13 protein-coding genes are annotated in these 17,412 nt (G+C 56.2%); 10 read left to right on the forward strand and 3 right to left on the reverse strand.

Annotated features, from left to right (window positions below):
- Nucleotides 1-75: 75 nt before the first annotated feature.
- The 8 genes from LL947_RS02800 (at nt 76) to LL947_RS02835 (ending at nt 12,310) form a co-directional block, all read left to right on the forward strand.
- The gene (locus tag LL947_RS02800; protein WP_499833876.1) at nt 76-2,094 is read left to right on the forward strand and encodes a heme lyase CcmF/NrfE family subunit; all 2,019 of its coding nucleotides are present in this window, start codon (nt 76-78) and stop codon (nt 2,092-2,094) included.
- Nucleotides 2,091-2,618, forward strand: a complete 528-nt coding sequence (locus LL947_RS02805) for a DsbE family thiol:disulfide interchange protein (protein WP_290821294.1) — start codon at nt 2,091-2,093, stop codon at nt 2,616-2,618. The genes LL947_RS02800 and LL947_RS02805 overlap by 4 nt, the downstream gene beginning before the upstream one ends.
- Nucleotides 2,609-3,079: a cytochrome c-type biogenesis protein gene (locus tag LL947_RS02810; RefSeq protein ID WP_290821296.1), complete on the forward strand. Its 471-nt coding sequence runs from the start codon at nt 2,609-2,611 to the stop codon at nt 3,077-3,079. The genes LL947_RS02805 and LL947_RS02810 overlap by 10 nt, the downstream gene beginning before the upstream one ends.
- A complete protein-coding gene (gene ccmI, locus LL947_RS02815) occupies nt 3,076-4,335 on the forward strand; it encodes a c-type cytochrome biogenesis protein CcmI (RefSeq protein ID WP_499833877.1) in 1,260 nt (419 codons plus the stop codon). The genes LL947_RS02810 and ccmI overlap by 4 nt, the downstream gene beginning before the upstream one ends.
- Nucleotides 4,336-4,356: 21 nt before the next feature.
- Nucleotides 4,357-7,854: a chromosome segregation protein SMC gene (smc, locus tag LL947_RS02820; RefSeq protein ID WP_499833878.1), complete on the forward strand. Its 3,498-nt coding sequence runs from the start codon at nt 4,357-4,359 to the stop codon at nt 7,852-7,854.
- A 325-nt stretch (nt 7,855-8,179) separates the two neighbouring features.
- Nucleotides 8,180-9,892: a cell division protein ZipA gene (gene zipA, locus LL947_RS02825; protein ID WP_499833879.1), complete on the forward strand. Its 1,713-nt coding sequence runs from the start codon at nt 8,180-8,182 to the stop codon at nt 9,890-9,892.
- A gap of 103 nt (nt 9,893-9,995) precedes the next feature.
- On the forward strand, nt 9,996-12,041 hold the full coding sequence (gene ligA / locus LL947_RS02830) for an NAD-dependent DNA ligase LigA (RefSeq protein WP_499833880.1): 2,046 nt from the start codon (nt 9,996-9,998) through the stop codon (nt 12,039-12,041).
- Entirely contained in the window at nt 12,038-12,310 is a 273-nt protein-coding gene (locus LL947_RS02835) for a YheU family protein (protein WP_290821306.1), read from the forward strand. The genes ligA and LL947_RS02835 overlap by 4 nt, the downstream gene beginning before the upstream one ends.
- Here LL947_RS02835 and mnmC read toward each other — a convergent pair.
- Both mnmC and LL947_RS02845 read right to left on the reverse strand, forming a co-directional pair.
- Complete coding sequence (gene mnmC, locus LL947_RS02840; RefSeq protein WP_499833881.1) at nt 12,304-14,304, reverse strand: bifunctional tRNA (5-methylaminomethyl-2-thiouridine)(34)-methyltransferase MnmC2/FAD-dependent 5-carboxymethylaminomethyl-2-thiouridine(34) oxidoreductase MnmC1; 2,001 nt, start codon at nt 14,302-14,304, stop codon at nt 12,304-12,306. The two genes, LL947_RS02835 and mnmC, sit on opposite strands and share 7 nt — an antisense overlap.
- 164 nt (nt 14,305-14,468) lie before the next feature.
- Nucleotides 14,469-14,768: a YciI family protein gene (locus tag LL947_RS02845; RefSeq protein WP_290821310.1), complete on the reverse strand. Its 300-nt coding sequence runs from the start codon at nt 14,766-14,768 to the stop codon at nt 14,469-14,471.
- Between the two features lie 133 nt (nt 14,769-14,901).
- Between LL947_RS02845 and LL947_RS02850 the strand changes: the two genes are divergently transcribed.
- Together LL947_RS02850 and LL947_RS02855 are read left to right on the forward strand one after the other, a co-directional pair.
- Entirely contained in the window at nt 14,902-15,825 is a 924-nt protein-coding gene (locus tag LL947_RS02850; protein WP_404417855.1) for a PHP domain-containing protein, read from the forward strand.
- Nucleotides 15,826-15,827: 2 nt separating this feature from the next.
- Complete coding sequence (locus LL947_RS02855) at nt 15,828-16,451, forward strand: L-threonylcarbamoyladenylate synthase (protein WP_290821312.1); 624 nt, start codon at nt 15,828-15,830, stop codon at nt 16,449-16,451.
- Between the two features lie 38 nt (nt 16,452-16,489).
- On the opposite strand, the gene LL947_RS02860 is transcribed toward LL947_RS02855, so the two are convergent.
- The gene (locus LL947_RS02860) at nt 16,490-17,374 is read right to left on the reverse strand and encodes an ion transporter (protein ID WP_499833882.1); all 885 of its coding nucleotides are present in this window, start codon (nt 17,372-17,374) and stop codon (nt 16,490-16,492) included.
- Between the last annotated feature and the right edge of the window lie 38 nt (nt 17,375-17,412).

The raw sequence follows: 17,412 nt of genomic DNA on the forward strand, positions 1-17,412 counted from the left end.
TGCCAGTCATGACGCCTTGCCTTGCTTTCAAGACGTTCAGTTATCAAGACGTTAACGTGCTGAACCGGAGCGAACATGTTCACTGAAATGATCCCTGAAATTGGCCATTATGCCCTGGTGATTGGCTTGTTGATGGCCGCTGTCCAGACCCTTGCCCCGCTGGCAGGGGCGACGATGCGTAAACCCTTGTGGATGGCCTATGGCCTTCCGATGGCCGGTGGCCAGTTTCTGTTCATTGGCATTGCGTATGCGTGCCTGACAACAAGCTATATGCTGGATGATTTCAGCGTGGCCAATGTGGCCAATAACTCCAACTCCCTGCTTCCCTGGTACTACAAGTTCAGCGCTGTCTGGGGTAACCATGAAGGCTCTGTACTGCTGTGGAGTCTGATGCTGGCAGGCTGGAGTTTTGTTGCGGCGCTGTTTTCACGCAACCTGCCGCGTGACATGGTGGCTCGTGTTACTGGCGTCATGGGGGCGGTGTGCGTGGGCTTCCTGCTATTCATCCTGATGACCTCAAACCCATTCGAGCGCCTGCTGCCCGGTATTCCGCAGGACGGCGCTGACCTTAATCCGCTCTTGCAGGATTTCGGCCTGATTATTCACCCACCGATGCTGTACATGGGCTATGTCGGATTTTCAGTGGTATTTGCGTTTGCCATTGCCGCCCTGCTGGGTGGACGTCTTGATTCAGCCTGGACGCGCTGGGCGCGCCCCTGGTGTAACGTGGCCTGGGCGTTTCTCACCGTGGGAATTGCCCTGGGTAGCTGGTGGGCCTACTACGAACTTGGCTGGGGCGGCTGGTGGTTCTGGGACCCGGTCGAAAACGCCTCTCTGCTACCCTGGTTGACGGGCACGGCGCTGATTCACTCCCTGGCCGTCACCGAAAAGCGCGGGTCTTTCAAAAGCTGGACGGTATTGCTTGCCATTGCCACCTTCTCGCTGTCATTGATGGGAACCTTTCTGGTGCGTTCCGGGGTGCTGACCTCGGTGCATGCCTTTGCCAATGACCCTTCGCGTGGCTTCTTCATTCTTATGCTGCTGGCCATTACCGTGGCTATCTCCCTGTTCATTTTTGCCCTGCGCGCGCCGCGCGTCAGCCATCAGGTTGGATTCAGCTGGTTATCCAGAGATTCGCTGCTGCTGATCAACAACCTTTTGCTGGTCATCATGACGGTCACCGTCTTGCTGGGTACTCTCTACCCGCTGATTCTGGATTCCCTGAACCTGGGCAAGATCAGCGTGGGGCCTCCTTATTTCAATGCGTTGTTTGTACCGCTGACAGTCATCATGTGTATTTTTATGGGCATGGGGCCGGTGTCACGCTGGAAGCGTATGCCAGGTAAAGAGATTTACAAGCGCCTGTGGTTATCTGCTCTGGCAGCCGTGGTGATCGGCGCCCTGATTCCGGTGTTTTACGGTCCCGAATGGAACGTCTGGGTGGCGCTGGGCATGATAGTGGCGCTCTGGATCGTGATTCCCATCCTGCGCGATATCGTCGACAAGGTGCGCCATGCCAGTTCCTTTATGGCAGGTCTCAAGAAACTGTCTTATCCCTACTGGGGCATGGTGCTCGGGCATCTGGGTGTTGCGGTGACCATCGTCGGTGTGGCGGTTGTTTCCAACTATAACCTTGAGCGCAATGTACGCATGTCGCCGGGCACCAGTGTAGAACTGGGTGGCTATACCTTCACCATGACAGAGCTGACCGAGCGCCGGGGGGCCAATTTCCTGGCCGATACCTCGGTTATCAATGTTCAGCGTGGTGACGGACGTAATTTTATCATGCGGCCCGAAAAACGCCTTTACCTGGCGACGGGGATGCCGATGACCCAGGTAGCGCTGCGCCCTGGCTTCTTCCGTGACCTCTATGTTGCCATGGGGGAAGACCTGGGGGACGGCAGCTGGGCCATGCGCATTCAGTTCAAGCCCATGGTGCGCTGGCTGTGGCTGGGTGGCCTGTTAATGGCTGCAGGTGGTCTGGTAGCCGTAGCGGACAAGCGTTACCGTCGGGTCAAGGTTCGCCAGGGTAAGCCGCAGCCACCATCCTCCGCGCCTGCTCAACCGCAAGCCCTCGGGGAGTCGGGCGCATGAACCGTCGTGTCCTATTATTTTTGCCACTATTAGGGTTTATCGGCCTGGCAATGTTTTTTTATTACGGGCTGGGGCAGGATCCTTCCTACCGGGATTCTGCCTTGATGACCCGGGACTTTCCGGCATTCGAAGCCTCGACGCTGGAAGACCCTGAGCGCCAGGTGGATCAGTCCCTGCTGACCGGTGATATCACGCTGGTCAACGTATGGGGAGAATGGTGCCCTGCCTGCAAACAGGAAATGCCTCAGCTGCTGGATCTGGCCGACCGGGGTATTCGCATGGTGGGCATCAACTACCGCGATACTCGTGAGAAAGGGCGTGAATTCCTCGACGAATTTGGTGACCCCTTTGAGGTCAATATCTTTGATCCTGAGGGCGATCTGGGGTTTGATCTGGGCGTGTACGGCGCGCCAGAGACGTTTCTGGTCGATGCGCAGGGCGTTATTCGCTATCACCATACCGGCTATATTTCGCCGGAGGATGTACGCAATACCCTGCTTCCGGAGGTGGAAAAATGGCGATAACGAAATGGATAACCGCCCTGGTGGGGTTGATGCTGAGCGTCAGCGTCCTGGCCGCGGGCATAGAGCTGCGTGAGTTCGATGACCCGGTCATGGAGGAACGCTACAAAGATCTGACCGCATCAATGCGTTGTCCGTTATGTGAAAATCAGGCGATTGATGACTCGGATGCGCCTATCTCGGCTGACATGCGTGAGCGCGTCTACCGCCTGCTGCAGGATGGCCAGTCGGATATCGAGATTACCAACCACATGGTCGCCCGCTTTGGTGACTATATTCTCTACAATCCGCGCCTGGAAAACCGTACCTATCTGCTCTGGGGAATACCGGTTGCTCTCGTCGTCGGCGGAGGCTTGCTTGTCATCCTCATTGTACGTGCACGACGCAATGCATCAGCGACCTCATTGAGCGCTGAAGAACAGGCCCGCCTGAATGAACTTATCAACCGTGAGAAATCTTCATGACATCGCTGTGGATTGCCTTTGCTGTCTTGTTATTACCGGCTATCTGGTTGTTGATACTTCCGTTGCGTCAGGCACGCGCCCTGCACGATGCCCAGCGTGATTATGAAGCCAACGACACCACAGCAGAGCAGAATGTTGCGATCTACAAGCGGCGCCTGGCGTCATTGGAAGCAGCAAAAGAGCGTGGAGATATCGACGAGGAACGCTTTGCGGAGGACCGTCTGGAGCTGGAGCGTAGCCTGCTCGAAGACACCACCACAGTAAAGCGCCGCCCTCTGAAAACCTATACCTCCGGTCGTTTTGTCGTCCCGCTGGTATTGCTTGTCGTCCTGGGCGCCAGCGTGGTCTGGTATCAGTTTCATGGGGCAGAGGGTGACCTGGTCCTGCTCCAGACACAACGTGAAGTGCAGAATGATCCGGAAGGCTCTCTTGCCATGTACCTGGATCGCCTGGAAGAGCAGGCTGTGTTGCAGCCAGACAATCCCAATGTCTGGTCAGAGCTTTTTCCGCTTTATCGCCAGACAGGTCAGGCGGAGAAAGCGGTTGATGCCCTTGAACGCCTGATCGCCATTGAAGGGCGCGACGCTCCCCTGCTTGCCCAGTTGGCGCAACTACGTTTCTTTATGGAAGGGCGAGAGCTGACACCGGAAGTACAGGGGCTGGTGGATGAAACCCTCGAACAGGACCCTAGACAACCTACCGTATTGGGGCTGTTGGGGATTCACGCCTTTGATGCCGGGGAGTATGAAACCGCGATCGACCGCTGGCGGCGCGCTATGGCCAATATCGAAGATCCCGATACCGCCGACTCATTACTTGAAGGCATTCGGGTGGCTCAGCAACGTCTGGGCGTTGATCCTGATGAAGCCCCCATCGGCCAGCCGATGGATGAAACTCAAGGCCCCGGGATACGTGTTGACGTCTCTCTGGATGAGGCGCTGACGGATCGGGTATCGCCTCAGGCAACGGTATTTGTTACTGCAAGGGATCTGGCCGGCGAAATGCCTCCATTAGCCATTGCTCAGGCTCAGGTATCTGATCTGCCAGCCACCTTTGTGCTGGATGCCAGCAACGCCATGTCACCGGAGGCAAGCCTTGATGAGGTCAATGAAGCACGCCTGATGGTGAGAGTTTCACCCTCAGGGCAAGCAACGCCTCAGCCGGGAGATCTTTTTGGTACCCTTGATAACGTGTCTGTGGGTCCTGTGAACGACACTGAAGCTGTCAATGTTCTGATTGATAGTGTCTTTGAATAACAACCTGCTGTTTATAGCCTCATGCGCCTGACGTCTATTCGCCTGACAGGGTTCAAATCTTTTGTTGACCCCGTCAATGTTCCTTTCGATGGCAATATGACGGCCATCGTCGGGCCTAACGGCTGTGGGAAATCGAATATTATTGACGCTGTGCGCTGGGTCATGGGGGAGTCTTCTGCCAAGACCTTGCGGGGTGAGTCCATGGCAGATGTGATTTTCAATGGCTCCAGTGCCCGTAAGCCGGTCGGCCAGGCTGCCATTGAACTCAAATTCGATAACCGTGACGGTAGCCTTGGCGGTGTCTATGCCCAATATGCAGAAATTGCCGTCAAGCGCCTGGTATCCCGGGATGGCCAGTCCAGCTATTACTTCAACGGCCAGAAGTGTCGTCGCCGCGATATTGCCGACCTCTTCATGGGCACTGGCCTGGGGCCGCGTTCCTACGCAATTATTGGTCAGGGAATGATTTCCCGGTTGATTGAAGCCCGCCCGGAAGAATTACGCGCTACTCTTGAAGAAGCCGCCGGCATTTCCAAATACAAGGAGCGGCGTCGTGAGACGGAAAACCGCATGCGCCGCACCCAGGAAAACCTGGATCGTCTCGATGATATCCGTGAAGAGTTGGATAAACAGCTTGAACGCCTCAAGCGTCAAGCAGAAGCGGCACGCCGCTATCAGGATCTTAAACAGCAGGAATACCGCCTGAAAGGCGAACTTGCCCTACTGCGTGGTCGAGCCCTGCGTGCTGAGCAGCGTCAGCAGGAACACCGGGTTCGCGAGCTGGAAGTTGCCGTCGAGAAAGATGTCTTTGGTGTTCGTGAATGTGAAAATCGTCTTGAGCAGGCACGTGAAAAGCATGATCAACTCGCAGAAGTGCTGGAGCGTCATCAACAGCAATTCTATGACACCACCACTCGTATCGCCCGTCTGGAGCAGGATCAGTCTCACCGCCGTAGTCGGCTCGCTCAGCTTGCCAATGATATTGACAGTTCGCGACGGGATCTGGAGCAGCAACGTCTGGTCAGCCGAACGGATGATGAACGGTTAGCCGCTATTGAAGAGCGTTTAGCGGTATTGGCGCCGGAGTGTGATGCGCTGGAAGAGCAACTGGCCGAGCTTGAAGAGACGTTAAATGATTTATCACCGGCGCTTGAGCAGGCAACAATTACTTGTGCAGACGCCGATGAAAATTGGCGTATAGCCTCGCGTCAGGCCGAGCGTGGCCAGGATCAGGTGCGAGATCTTGAACAACGCATTCAGCGACTGCACGACGAACAGCAGCGTCGTCTCCAGCAGCGTGGCGAGATCGAGGATCTTGCGACGCTTCGCCAGGCTCATGTTGTCTCTCAGACGGAACTGAGTGCCGCTGAACAGAAAACGGCGCAATTTTCCCACCAGCGAGAAAACTGGCAACAGCGTATCAGTGAGGCAAAACAGGCCCTCGGCAATGCCAGCATGGCGCGCGAAAACGCTCAGGCGGCCCTCAGCCGTCTGGAAGGCGAACGTTCTTCTCTGGATGCCTTGATCAATGCGGCGCTGGCGGACCATGACCCAGCGATAGATGCTACGCTCAATGCCCTTGACCTGGCAGAAGCACCGCGCCTGGGCGAGCAGATCCAGGTCGCTGATGGCTGGGAAGGCGTAGCGTCCTGGCTGCTCAAGCCCTGGCTGAATGCCCGGCTGGTATCAGTAGAAAAACTGGCGGCCCTACCGCAGGCGCCGCCTGCTGATTGGTGCCTGTTGGCTGATATGCCAGACCCCGAATCCCCCCCGGGCCGTTTATCGGCTCAGCTAAAAGGCGCTGGAGCCCTGCATGAATGGCTTGTCAGTATTCACTGCGTTGAGAGTGCCGACGCTATTCCGGGGGCAGTGTCTGATCTTCCCGCCGGGCACAGCCTGGTGAGCCGCGACGGCGTCTGGTGTTCGGCGCAGTGGCTATGTCAACAGGCACACGGAGAGGGTGTGGACGCCCTTCTGGTTACTCGCAAGCGCCAGGAAGCGTGTATAAAGCGAATTGCTGAACAGAATGAAGCGCTCGAGCAAGCACAACAGCGTCTGGACGAGGCCGCCGAACAGCTTACGTTACTTGAGCAGCAGCGCGATGCCAACGCGGAAAGTGAGCGTTTACATACTCAGGATTGTCAACAGCTGGCGCTCAAGGAAAGGAGCCTGGCTCAGCAAGTCGAGCACCTGGAGGGCCGCATAAGCGAGCTGGATGATGAGCTGGCTCGTCTTCAGGAAGATGACGCCGAGCTTGCACTTTCTCTGGAAGAAAGCCGTGCGCGCTGGGACGAGGCGATGGAACATCTTGAGCTCGCTGCCACGCAGCGCGACCTTGCCAATACCGAACTGCAGGCGCAGCGCGAGAAGCGTGAGCGTATGGAGCAACAGCAGGCCCCCCTCAAGTCGCGCCAGCAATCTTTAGCACTTGAGCGTGAACGTTTAAAAACCGAGCGTGACAGCCTGCTTGCCCAGCAATCCCGCAGCCAGGAAACTGATGAGCGCCTTTTATTACGTATTGGCGAGCTGGAAGAAATCCGCGAAAGCCTGATTGAGCCGGATGAACTGGCTGGCGAAGCGCTAGAAGTCCTGTTGGGGGAGCGGGAAGAGCAGGAAGAACGTCTCAATGCGACTCGTGAGCAGGCAAGCACTCTGGCCGAGCAGCTGCGCAATGATGAGCTTGCCCGTCAGGCCCACGAGCGTAACCTTGAAAAGAGTCGTGAACAGCTTCAGCAGCGCCGCCTGGAGGTTCAGGCGCTGGAGCTCAAAGCGGCCAGTCAGGATGAACAGCTAGCAGAGCTGGGTCATGATGTAGAAGCGCTCGCTGCCAAACTTCCCGCTGATGCGGAAGAGCCTGCCTGGCAGCAGGCTCTGGAATCAACATCAGACAAAATCCGCCGTCTGGGGGCGATTAATCTGGCAGCTATCGAGGAATATGACCAACAGGCGGAAAGGCGAGATTACCTCGAAGCCCAGCATGGCGAACTGACCGAGGCGCTAGTGACGCTAGAACGCGCTATTCGGCGTATTGACCAGGAAACCCGAATACGTTTCAAGGAAACGTTTGAACAGGTTAATCAGGGGTTTCAGGCGCTGTTCCCGCGAGTCTTCGGGGGTGGCAGTGCCTGGCTGGCGTTGACGGAGGATGATCTGCTGGAAACCGGGGTGGCCATCATGGCGCGGCCGCCAGGAAAGAAAAACAGCACGATTCACCTGTTATCCGGGGGAGAAAAAGCGTTGACGGCCCTATCCCTGGTGTTTGCCATTTTTCAGCTTAATCCGGCGCCGTTCTGCATGCTGGATGAAGTCGATGCGCCGCTGGACGATGCCAATGTCGGACGGTATGCTAATCTGGTAAAAGAAATGTCCGAAACAGTTCAGTTCATATACATTACGCATAACAAGATTGCCATGGAATCTGCTGAGCGCTTAATGGGAGTGACGATGCAGGAACCCGGTGTCTCAAGGCTGGTAGCTGTTGATGTCGAAGAGGCAGCAGCACTCGCCGAGGCAGGCTGAAACTTGGGTTGCGCTATTATTTATATGAATCTAGTATTAAATTGATTGAACGAAACGTTTAGTTAATCGCTTTTTGTATGATTGATTGGATTTTTATCGGTACGGTTTATGCTATTCAGATGGTTTCATTTGTGTATAGAATCGTGAAAAATAGTAAAAATACCCAATTTGTTCAATAATAGCGCTATTCTGGATTCATAACTGTAATGGGTAAAGGTATCTTATGGTTTCATCAAGGCAACCCATGACCATAATCTGATGCCTTACAATTTCAAGTAATAAAGCTTGCCTAGCTTATTGGCAAACGACCCATGGAATGTACAACATGGAACTAAGAGAGTGGCTTATCATTTTAGGGCTGGCGCTGGTCTCGCTTATAGTCATTGATGGCATCCGTCGCCTCAAGCGCCAGAGACGAGTGCCTCGTCTGGATCAGGCAGATTACAGACACGCTGAAGATAGTGACATGGATCCGGAAGAAGCTAAACGCGAGGCTGAAATCAATTGGGAGCTTCCTAATGGAGGCGCTCGTGTCGTCAAGCCAGCGGACTACAGTCAGAATACTGCCAAGCCAAAGTTGCAGCGTCAGGAGCACCCTGGTCCATCAAGGGTACTTTCTGAATTCCGACGTCATAAATCAACACTGTCTGGCGACGAACTTTCTATCGCTGAGTCCGGCCCCGAAGAGAAACAACGCCCTGTGCACAAAGATGCTCCCGTTGAGTGCGCAGACAAAAACGCTGATGCATCAACTGATGCGTCCTCGGTCAGCCATCAGTCAACAGAAACAGCCTCAACGACGTTTTCCTCAGGGGGCAAGATGCCTGGTGCCGACGTGCCGCCACTCAGGGCTTCTGAATCTGAGCCGAATGTGCCGACCGATCAACCTCTGGCTCGTATGACCGCCAATGATGAGGTGTCGCCTGATCTGCACGTTTCTTCCTCTGATCTCCAGAGTACAGATGCGCTTTCCCTTCAACGTGATACAGCCACTCAGCCTTATACCATACGACGTCAGCTGCGAAGCTCAACGGTCGGCGACTGTTCTCACGAAGCGGATGAAGAAGATACCTACTATCAGCTGGTTGATTTCCATGGTATCAAAGATTCCTTCAGGCACCGCCTGCATGAGCGTCTTGAAGAACACAAACAGAGAAAGCTTGAAAAAATAAAACTCAAGGAGCTTCTGAAGGCCGAAAAGGCCAAACGTGTGGCCGAAGCTGAAAAGCGCGAGGCACAACGTGCGAAAGAAGAAGCTGAGCGCCGCCGTGCCGCTCAGCTTCAAGCTGAGGCAGCGAGAGCAGATCAAGCTGCCCGTGAGGTTCAAGCGTCAGGACAGCGGAACCTGCCCCAAGGCGATTATCCTGCAGGCTTCGAGCATCCAGACAAACACCACCGTGTTGATCATGACGACACGTCTTCAGGTGCAGATTTGGATCCAGCCACCCCGGCTTATGGCAGCGGGCAACATAGCCATCATGACGCCTTTCATCATGAAGACGCTGACGAAGATGTTGTGCGTCCGCATCCTACTCTGGCCAAGGCGATGCGTCATGACCTTTCAGGTCGTCAGGCGGCTAACACCTTGCAAAATGCGCAAGAAGTCATCGTTATCTCGGTTATGTGTCGAGATGAAGACGGTTTTGAAGGTGACAAGCTGCTGGAGCTTCTGATGATGTGCGGCCTGCGTTACACCAGTGATATGGGTATCTTCCACCGACTTGAAACAGAGCATCCTGAAAGTGAGCTGCAGTTCTCCATGGTCAATGTGGTCAAGCCAGGGACCTTTCCTATTCAGGAAATGGACACTTTCCTGACACCCGGGGTGACTTTCCTGATGCCGTTGCCCGGTGCTGAAGACAGCTCGGCAGCTTTTGAAGCCATGGTAGAAACGGCCATGGTGGTGGTCCGGCATATGGGAGGTGAGCTCAAGGATGAAAACCGTAGTGTCATGACGGCGCAGACAATTGAGTTTGCACGCCAGCGTGTGCATGAATTTGAACGTCGCCACCACCTCCATCGAGCACAGGCTAACTGATCGTCTGAAACTCTGGTGTTATCTTATACCTTCAGCACCCGCTACCCTCACAAGGCAGCGGGTGTTTTGTATAATGGGGCTAAATTTCAAGGAAGTACTCACTATGCGTCAAACGGGTTCAGATCAGACTTCAAACCCCGAGCAGGAAATAGCACAACTGCGCTCTGAAATAGAAGACGCCAATTACCGCTACTATGTGCTTGATGCGCCCATCCTCAGCGATAGCGATTATGACCGTAAGTTCAGACGCTTGCAGGAGCTTGAGGCGCAGCACCCTGAACAGCTGACGATGGATTCGCCTACCCAGCGAGTCGGGGCCAAACCAGCAGATGGGTTTGACGAAGTGGTTCACGCTATCCCCATGCTGTCGCTGGATAATGCGTTCAATGCGGATGAAATTAGCGCCTTCGCCCAACGTGTGGCAGAGCGGCTGGAATGCACCGCTGATGACCTGGAATTCAGCTGTGAGCCGAAGCTGGACGGAGCAGCGGTGTCGCTTGTCTATGAACAAGGACGTCTGGTCAGCGGCGCCACGCGGGGCGATGGCCGAACCGGCGAGGGTATTACCTCGAATCTCCGCACCTTACGCTCCGTCCCCCTGGTGTTGCGCGGCGATCATCCACCCGCGCTTCTGGAAGTGCGTGGCGAGGTAATTATCAGTCATGAAGGGTTTGAGGCATTGAATCAGGCTGCACGGGAAAGCGGCTCCAAGGTGTTCGCCAACCCGCGTAATGCCGCAGCAGGGAGTCTGCGCCAGCTGGATCCGCGCATTACCGCAACGCGTCCATTGATCTTTAACGCTTATCAGGCAGCGCGTCTTGAACCCGACCTCGGTGATGATACCCATAGTGCCCTGATGCAACGTCTTTCCCGCCTGGGCCTGCTGACCAGTAAGGAGCTGGCGGTAATGAAGGGGCCAAAGGCCGTGGTGGAATATTGCCAGGCGTTGGGTGAGAAACGTGACCAGTTGGGTTACGACATTGATGGTGTGGTGATCAAGGTCAATCATCTTCGCCTGCAGCGAGAACTGGGTTTTGTGGCCCGCGCCCCGCGCTGGGCCGTGGCGTTCAAGTTCCCTGCTCAAGAGGAAACCACCACGCTTAATGAGGTTGAGTTTCAGGTAGGGCGGACTGGCGCCATTACCCCGGTAGCGCGCCTGACACCCGTCAGCGTAGCCGGGGTGACGGTCTCTAACGCGACCTTGCATAACGCCGACGAAATTGCCCGCCTGGATGTGCGAATAGGGGATACGGTGACGATTCGCCGCGCCGGAGACGTCATCCCTCAGGTCGTCAGGGTAGATCTGGCTCAACGGCCCGAAGATGCTCAAGCAATCGAATTTCCTGATCAATGCCCCGTATGTGGATCAGAGATTGAGCGTCTGGAGGGAGAAGCCGTAGCGCGCTGTTCCGGTGGCTTGTATTGCCCGGCACAGCGCAAGGAGGCGCTGAAGCATTTTGCCAGTCGTCGTGCGCTGGATATCGATGGGCTGGGGGAGAAGCTGATTGAACAGCTGGTGGAGCGTGACTGGGTCAAAACCCCTGCAGACCTGTTCCATCTGACGGTTGACGATCTGCAGACATTGCCGCGCATGGGGGAAAAGTCGTCTTCCAATCTGATAAAGGCCCTGGACAACGCGCGTCAGACGACCCTGGCAAGATTTATCTATGCATTAGGGATTCGTGAAGTGGGCGAAGCGACGGCAGCCAACCTGGCGGCACATTTTGGTACCCTGAGCGCACTGGAGCAGGCCGATCTGGAAACACTGGAAAGCGTGACGGATGTAGGACCCGTGGTGGCAGCGCACATCCAGACCTTTTTTCGGCAGGCGCATAACCAGAAAACCCTGGCAGCGCTGCTTGCCGCTGGTGTGAGTTTTGAGGAAGTGGAAGTGCAGCATGGTCCCAAACCGCTTGAAGGCCAGACCTGGGTGCTGACAGGAACGCTGGAGAGTATGACCCGGGATGACGGCAAGGCACGTTTGCAGGCACTGGGGGCCAAGGTGTCCGGTAGTGTGTCGAAAAAAACCACGGGTCTTGTCGCTGGGGAAGCAGCAGGCAGTAAGCTAAGCAAAGCCGAGCAGCTGGGGGTCGAAGTGCTCGACGAAGCGACGTTTCTCAACCGATTGCAAGCCTGGGAGTCATCATGAGCCGATTTATCGAAGTACCTGCGCGTATGCTGCCCGGTGAGACGCTGACAGCCCTGCTGGAAACCTTCGTGACCCGTCAGGGTTACGACACCACAGATACCCAGTCAGGCATGCAAGGATGGGTGACAGATCTGACCCAGCAGCTGGAGCGGGGAGACTTGATCATTGCCCATGATCTTGAGCTGGAAATGACCGAAGTGATGACCCTTGAGCAATGGCGTCGCTTCGGTCGTGACCTTGCAGATGACGAAGAAGAGGGCGATTACTGAGCGCGAATCAGGGCGCTGATAATGCGTCGGCCGGGGTGCAGGTGATCGACAAGCGGTGCTTCCAGCGGCATGGGTTCGTCACAGATTCGTGAGGCAATCACCTCGGCGCACAGCGGTGCACTGGCCAGCCCACGGGAACCATGGGCAGCGCTGATCCACAGGCCAGGGTAATGTTGGCCAGCCACTGCCGGCACACGGGTCGCGTCTTTTCGCAGCAGCGCATAGTCCTGCTGCCATGCGTCAGCTTTGGGCACTGGCCCGGCGTAGGGTGACTTGTCCGGGCTGGCGGCACGCACGGCAGCCCGACCGCCAAGGTTGGCGGGGGTAAGATCAACACCGGCCATTTCAAGTGCGGTTGCCAGGGCGGGAAGGGTGCGCCGCAGCTCATCAATATTGCTCAGGTGATCCTGATCCTCTACTTGTGTAGTGGCGTTGTTAGGCATGAAGCTGGCACCAAAGGTCAAAACGCCATCGACGGCCGGAGGCACATAACCGCCTGCGCAGACCACGCTGCTCGGGCCTTCAACGTTTTCCGGCAGGGCCAGCGTTGACACCTGGCCGCGCACGGCCTGCAGCGGCACCTCCCGGGTCTGCTCAAAGTGGTTGGCTAGCTGAGCGTTGGCAACGACTACCTGATCCGCCTCGAGGGTTTCTCCACTGGCAAGGTGAATCAGCCAGCCTTGCGGGCTTTCGTTGAGCCTGACCACCTCACCTTGCCGATAACGGATACCCGGCCGGGAAAGCAGGTGTTCACATAGCTTTCTGGGTTTGACCCAGCCTGCTTGTGGATAGAAAAGTGCGCTTTCAGCGGTGACCTCCATACCGACCAGCTTTTCAAGCGAGTGGCCATCTTTGCCTTCAAGCAGGCTGTTCGGCAGTGAGTGGTTGCCAAGAAAGCGCTGCTGGCGGCGTGTTTCCTTTTCGCTGAGTGCCAGCTGAATGACACCACTGTCATGCCAAAAGCGGTGAGCGGGGTCGAGGTTTTCCAGCCAGCGGCGGCTATATAGCAATCCTGAGAAATACACGCGGCTCTGATCGTTGGTTTGGGCAGCCAGCTTGACATAAAGTGCCCCCTGCTGATTGCCGGAACCACCTGCCCCTATGGCCTGTTTTTCTATCATGCTGACGCGCAAACCGCGCCTGGCCAGGGCGGCAGCCACACTGGTACCGGCAATACCGGCACCAATCACCACGATATGAGCCGCTGGCTTTACGGCTGGCGGAGTGAACCAGGGGGTCTGCTGGCGGCGGCCATCCAGCGGTGGGGTGTCTATTCTACCAGCAAGCATTTCCCGCTTACGCCCGTAGCCGGGCACCTTTTGCCAGCGGAACCCCGCCGCTTTTAGCCCACGTTTGACAATACCCGCACAGGTGAAGGTGGCAAAGGTGGCCTCCGGTCGTGAGCGCGCCGCCATGCTGTGGAAAAGTTCCGGCTGCCACATGTCCGGGTTTTTAGCGGGCGCAAAGCCGTCCAGAAACCAGGCGTCAACCTGGCCGTCCAGAAGCGCCAATTGTTCACAGGTATCGCCAAAATGCAGATCCAGCGTCACCCTGTCCGTCAGGTGCAGGCGATGAATACCGCTCACAGCGGCAGGCCATTGAGTCAACAGGGAAGCCGTCTGGCTGGCCAGTTCCGGCCAGGCCTCCAGCGCTTGAGCCAATTCCTCGCGGGTAAGCGGATACTTCTCGGTGGATATCAGATGCAGACGCGCATGCCTGAGCGCATGGCGTTCAAAGCATGCCCAGGCACACAGCATGTTGAGTCCCGTGCCGAACCCGGTTTCACCAATCACGAAAGGGCGTGTTTCACGCCAGTGCGAGAAACGTTCAGGCAAGTGGTTGGCGCGGATAAAAACGTGTTCCGTTTCGGCGCGGCCATTCTCTCTGGAAAAATAGACATCCCCGAATGCCTCGGAATAGGGCGACGCTGCGTTCCAGCTGAGTGAGGGTGCCTTGAGGGCCCCCAAGGGAGGCAGGGTAGGGCGTTGAGTCACGCAAGTATCCCGTACTGTTGGAGTGCGTCAAAGCTGGTCAAAAATTGACCAATTTGCTAGGCGAGCCGTTATCTCTCGTCTAGCGCAAGGCGTCCGCCGGGTTTTCACAGAGTTTTCCACAGGCTTTGTGAAGAACTGAACGGAGCCATTGTTCGCCGTTAGCGTCAAGGTAATACTTTCTTGAATGGCTTGACGCTGACATGGGCATAGACGCCAGCGATGACATAAGGATCGGCATCGGCCCACGCCTGCGCGGCGTCCAGGTTATCGAATTCGGCTATCACCAGGCTGCCGCTGAATCCGGCTTCACCGGGGTTGTCGGCGTCAATAGCCGGGTGTGGACCGGCAAGCACCAGTCGGCCATCATCGCGCAGGGCTTCAAGCCTTGCCAGGTGGTCGGGGCGAGCCGCCAGGCGCCGTTCCAGACTGTTGTCAACGTCTTCACTGATTATGGCATACAGCATGAATGAATCCTCAATAACAAGCGTGTGTGGATAACGAAGGTGTGCAATTGACCGCGTTAACTCAAGCCCGCACTATAACAAGACGTTTGCCTTGCCAGAGTGCACTATTTTGACAAACTCGTCTCTCGCCGTCATGCCTGAAACCGCACTTCCTGAAACACTGGATGAAGATCGGCATTATCCACTTGACCTGCACATGCATTCTACCGCCTCCGACGGCGCCCTGCCGCCCAGAGAAGTGGTCCGCCTATGCGCCCAGCGTGGTCTGCAGCACATGGCACTCACGGATCATGACACCATGGCGGGGGTCGCTGAAGCACAACAGGCTGCCGAGCGGCTGGATATCTGTGTATTGCCAGGCTGCGAGTTATCCACACGCTGGAGTGGCGTAGGTATTCATGTAGTGGCGTTAATGCCCCAGGGGGTGCAAGGTGCGCTAGTGGAGGGACTGGTTCACCAACGCCAGGCGCGCATAGCACGGGCCGAGGTCATTGCCCACCAGCTGGAGAAGCTTGGCTTGCCTGACGCCCTGGCCAAAGCCCGTGCGCAGGCGGGTGGCGAAAGACCGCTCGGGCGCCCGGACTTTGCGCGGGCTCTGGTCGCTGCCGGAATGGCCCGGGATTGGGCCGATGCGTTCAAACGCTACCTGGGCAGCGGAAAAAAAGGGGATGTCAAAGCACAATGGCCCGAAATTTCACAAGCCACCGAGTGGATAGTAGCATCAGGAGGTGTTGCGGTGATTGCCCATCCACTGCGCTACAGGTTGACGCGGCGAAAGCGAGGGCTTTTGATGGATGCCTTTGTAGAAGCAGGCGGTCAAGCAGTCGAACTGGTCAATGGGCAGCAAAATGCTGACGCTACCCGTGACCTGGCCCGCCAGTTGGTCGAACGTGGGTTATATGCCTCGCTGGGAAGCGATTTTCACTTTTCCGGTGGTCATGCCGCTCCTGGCAGCATGAGCCTGGTGCCGCGTACGGCAGCGCCGCCCATTTGGCAGCATCCATTACTTGCCGAGCATTTCAACGTACCCAACGCGCCTGACATCAAAGGAGAATGACGGTGAGCCAATTTTTTCAGATTCATCCAGAAAATCCGCAAAAACGCCTGATCGATCAGGCCATCGAGATTATCAACAAAGGTGGTGTTGTCGCCTATCCCACGGATTCCGGCTATGCGCTGGGTTGCCACCTGGGGGAAAAAAAGGCTATCGAGAAGATCAAGTGGTTGCGCTCACTGGATGACAAACACAACTTTACGCTGGTGTGTTCAGATCTTTCCGAAATCGGCACTTATGCCAAAGTTGACAATGATGTCTTCCGTCTGCTGAAAGCGCATACACCCGGTGCTTACACCTTTATTCTTGATGCCACTTCTGAGGTGCCCAGGCTACTCTTGCATCCCAAACGCCGTTCAATCGGTGTGCGAGTGCCGGATCATCGCATTAGCCATGCCTTGCTGGCCGCACTGGGTGAGCCCTTGATGAGCGTCACCCTGATTCCGGTCGGCGAAGACCTGCCGATGACTGATGCCGAGGAAATCCGCGAACGCTTTGGTGCTCACCTGGATGCCATTATTGATGGTGGGGCTTGCCATCTCGACCCCACCAGTGTAATTGACCTGCGCGACCTGCCGCCCAAAATTGTACGTGAAGGCCGAGGTGATACGGCGCCCTTCGAAGACTGAACCAGGTGCGGGCGGAGGCGCATTTTCGTCCAGCCCGGTCATTCAGACGAGTCGTCCGGGCTGGCATGCTTGTGGGCTTTTCGGGGGTCCTGAGTGTTTTCATCCAGCCAGGTGCCGCAGCGCAGGCAATAGTAGGCGCCTTTTTCGTGGCGATCGTGACCACAGCCGGGGCAGGCCTCCTCAGAGTAGCGCTCTTCGCGGATCGAGCGGATCACCTGGGCTGAAAATACCCCGGTGGGTACGGCAATAATCGAATAGCCGATCAGCATCAGGATGACCGTGATCGCCTTGCCCACGGATGTCATCGGGACAATATCACCGTAGCCAACCGTCGTCATGCTGACAATCGCCCAGTAGATCGACATCGGGATACTGGTAAAGCCCGCCTCCGGGGACTCAATGGCATACATCAGAGAGGCGAACAGGGTAACGACCATCAATATGCTGAAAAAGAACAGGAAGATCTGGCGTGCGCTTCTTTTCAGGGCGTCAATCAGCAGGTGTCCTTCACTGACAAATTCCATCAGCCGCAGAATACGGAAAATCCGCAGGGCACGGAGCACGCGGATCAGTACCAGGCCTTGAGCGCCAGGCACTATCAGCACCAGCCAGGCAGGCACAATAGCGACCAGGTCGACCAGTCCGTAAAAGCTTTTAATGTACAGCCACGGCTTTTTAAGGCAATAGAGACGCAAGGCCAGCTCAACGGTAAACACCAGGGTAAAGCCCCATTCGATATAGGCAAACAGGTAACCAAAACGCTGGTGGTAAGCATCGACACTATCCAGCAGAAGAGCGGCCACGCTGATCAGAATGGCAAGAATCAAAGCGATATCAAAGGCTTTGGCACCCGGCGTATCCGATTCAAAAATAACGTGAAAGATGCGGGTGCGCAGTCCTTCTGCTGCAGGGCTGAAATGCATGGCAGAGTCCTTGATGTGAGCGTGCGGTCGACAGGACC

This window comes from Halomonas sp. BLK-85, assembly GCF_044792155.1.
In the GTDB taxonomy this organism is placed as follows: domain Bacteria; phylum Pseudomonadota; class Gammaproteobacteria; order Pseudomonadales; family Halomonadaceae; genus Vreelandella.

What these genes read in the sequence shown, in the direction of transcription:
- LL947_RS02800 (WP_499833876.1), top strand. Translation starts at nt 76, where the DNA reads ATGTTCACTGAAATGATCCCTGAAATTGGCCATTATGCCCTGGTGATT.
- LL947_RS02805 (WP_290821294.1), top strand. Translation starts at nt 2,091, where the DNA reads ATGAACCGTCGTGTCCTATTATTTTTGCCACTATTAGGGTTTATCGGC.
- LL947_RS02810 (WP_290821296.1), top strand. Translation starts at nt 2,609, where the DNA reads ATGGCGATAACGAAATGGATAACCGCCCTGGTGGGGTTGATGCTGAGC.
- ccmI (WP_499833877.1), top strand. Translation starts at nt 3,076, where the DNA reads ATGACATCGCTGTGGATTGCCTTTGCTGTCTTGTTATTACCGGCTATC.
- smc (WP_499833878.1), top strand. Translation starts at nt 4,357, where the DNA reads ATGCGCCTGACGTCTATTCGCCTGACAGGGTTCAAATCTTTTGTTGAC.
- zipA (WP_499833879.1), top strand. Translation starts at nt 8,180, where the DNA reads ATGGAACTAAGAGAGTGGCTTATCATTTTAGGGCTGGCGCTGGTCTCG.
- ligA (WP_499833880.1), top strand. Translation starts at nt 9,996, where the DNA reads ATGCGTCAAACGGGTTCAGATCAGACTTCAAACCCCGAGCAGGAAATA.
- LL947_RS02835 (WP_290821306.1), top strand. Translation starts at nt 12,038, where the DNA reads ATGAGCCGATTTATCGAAGTACCTGCGCGTATGCTGCCCGGTGAGACG.
- LL947_RS02845 (WP_290821310.1), bottom strand. Translation starts at nt 14,768, where the DNA reads ATGCTGTATGCCATAATCAGTGAAGACGTTGACAACAGTCTGGAACGG.
- LL947_RS02850 (WP_404417855.1), top strand. Translation starts at nt 14,902, where the DNA reads ATGCCTGAAACCGCACTTCCTGAAACACTGGATGAAGATCGGCATTAT.
- LL947_RS02860 (WP_499833882.1), bottom strand. Translation starts at nt 17,374, where the DNA reads ATGCATTTCAGCCCTGCAGCAGAAGGACTGCGCACCCGCATCTTTCAC.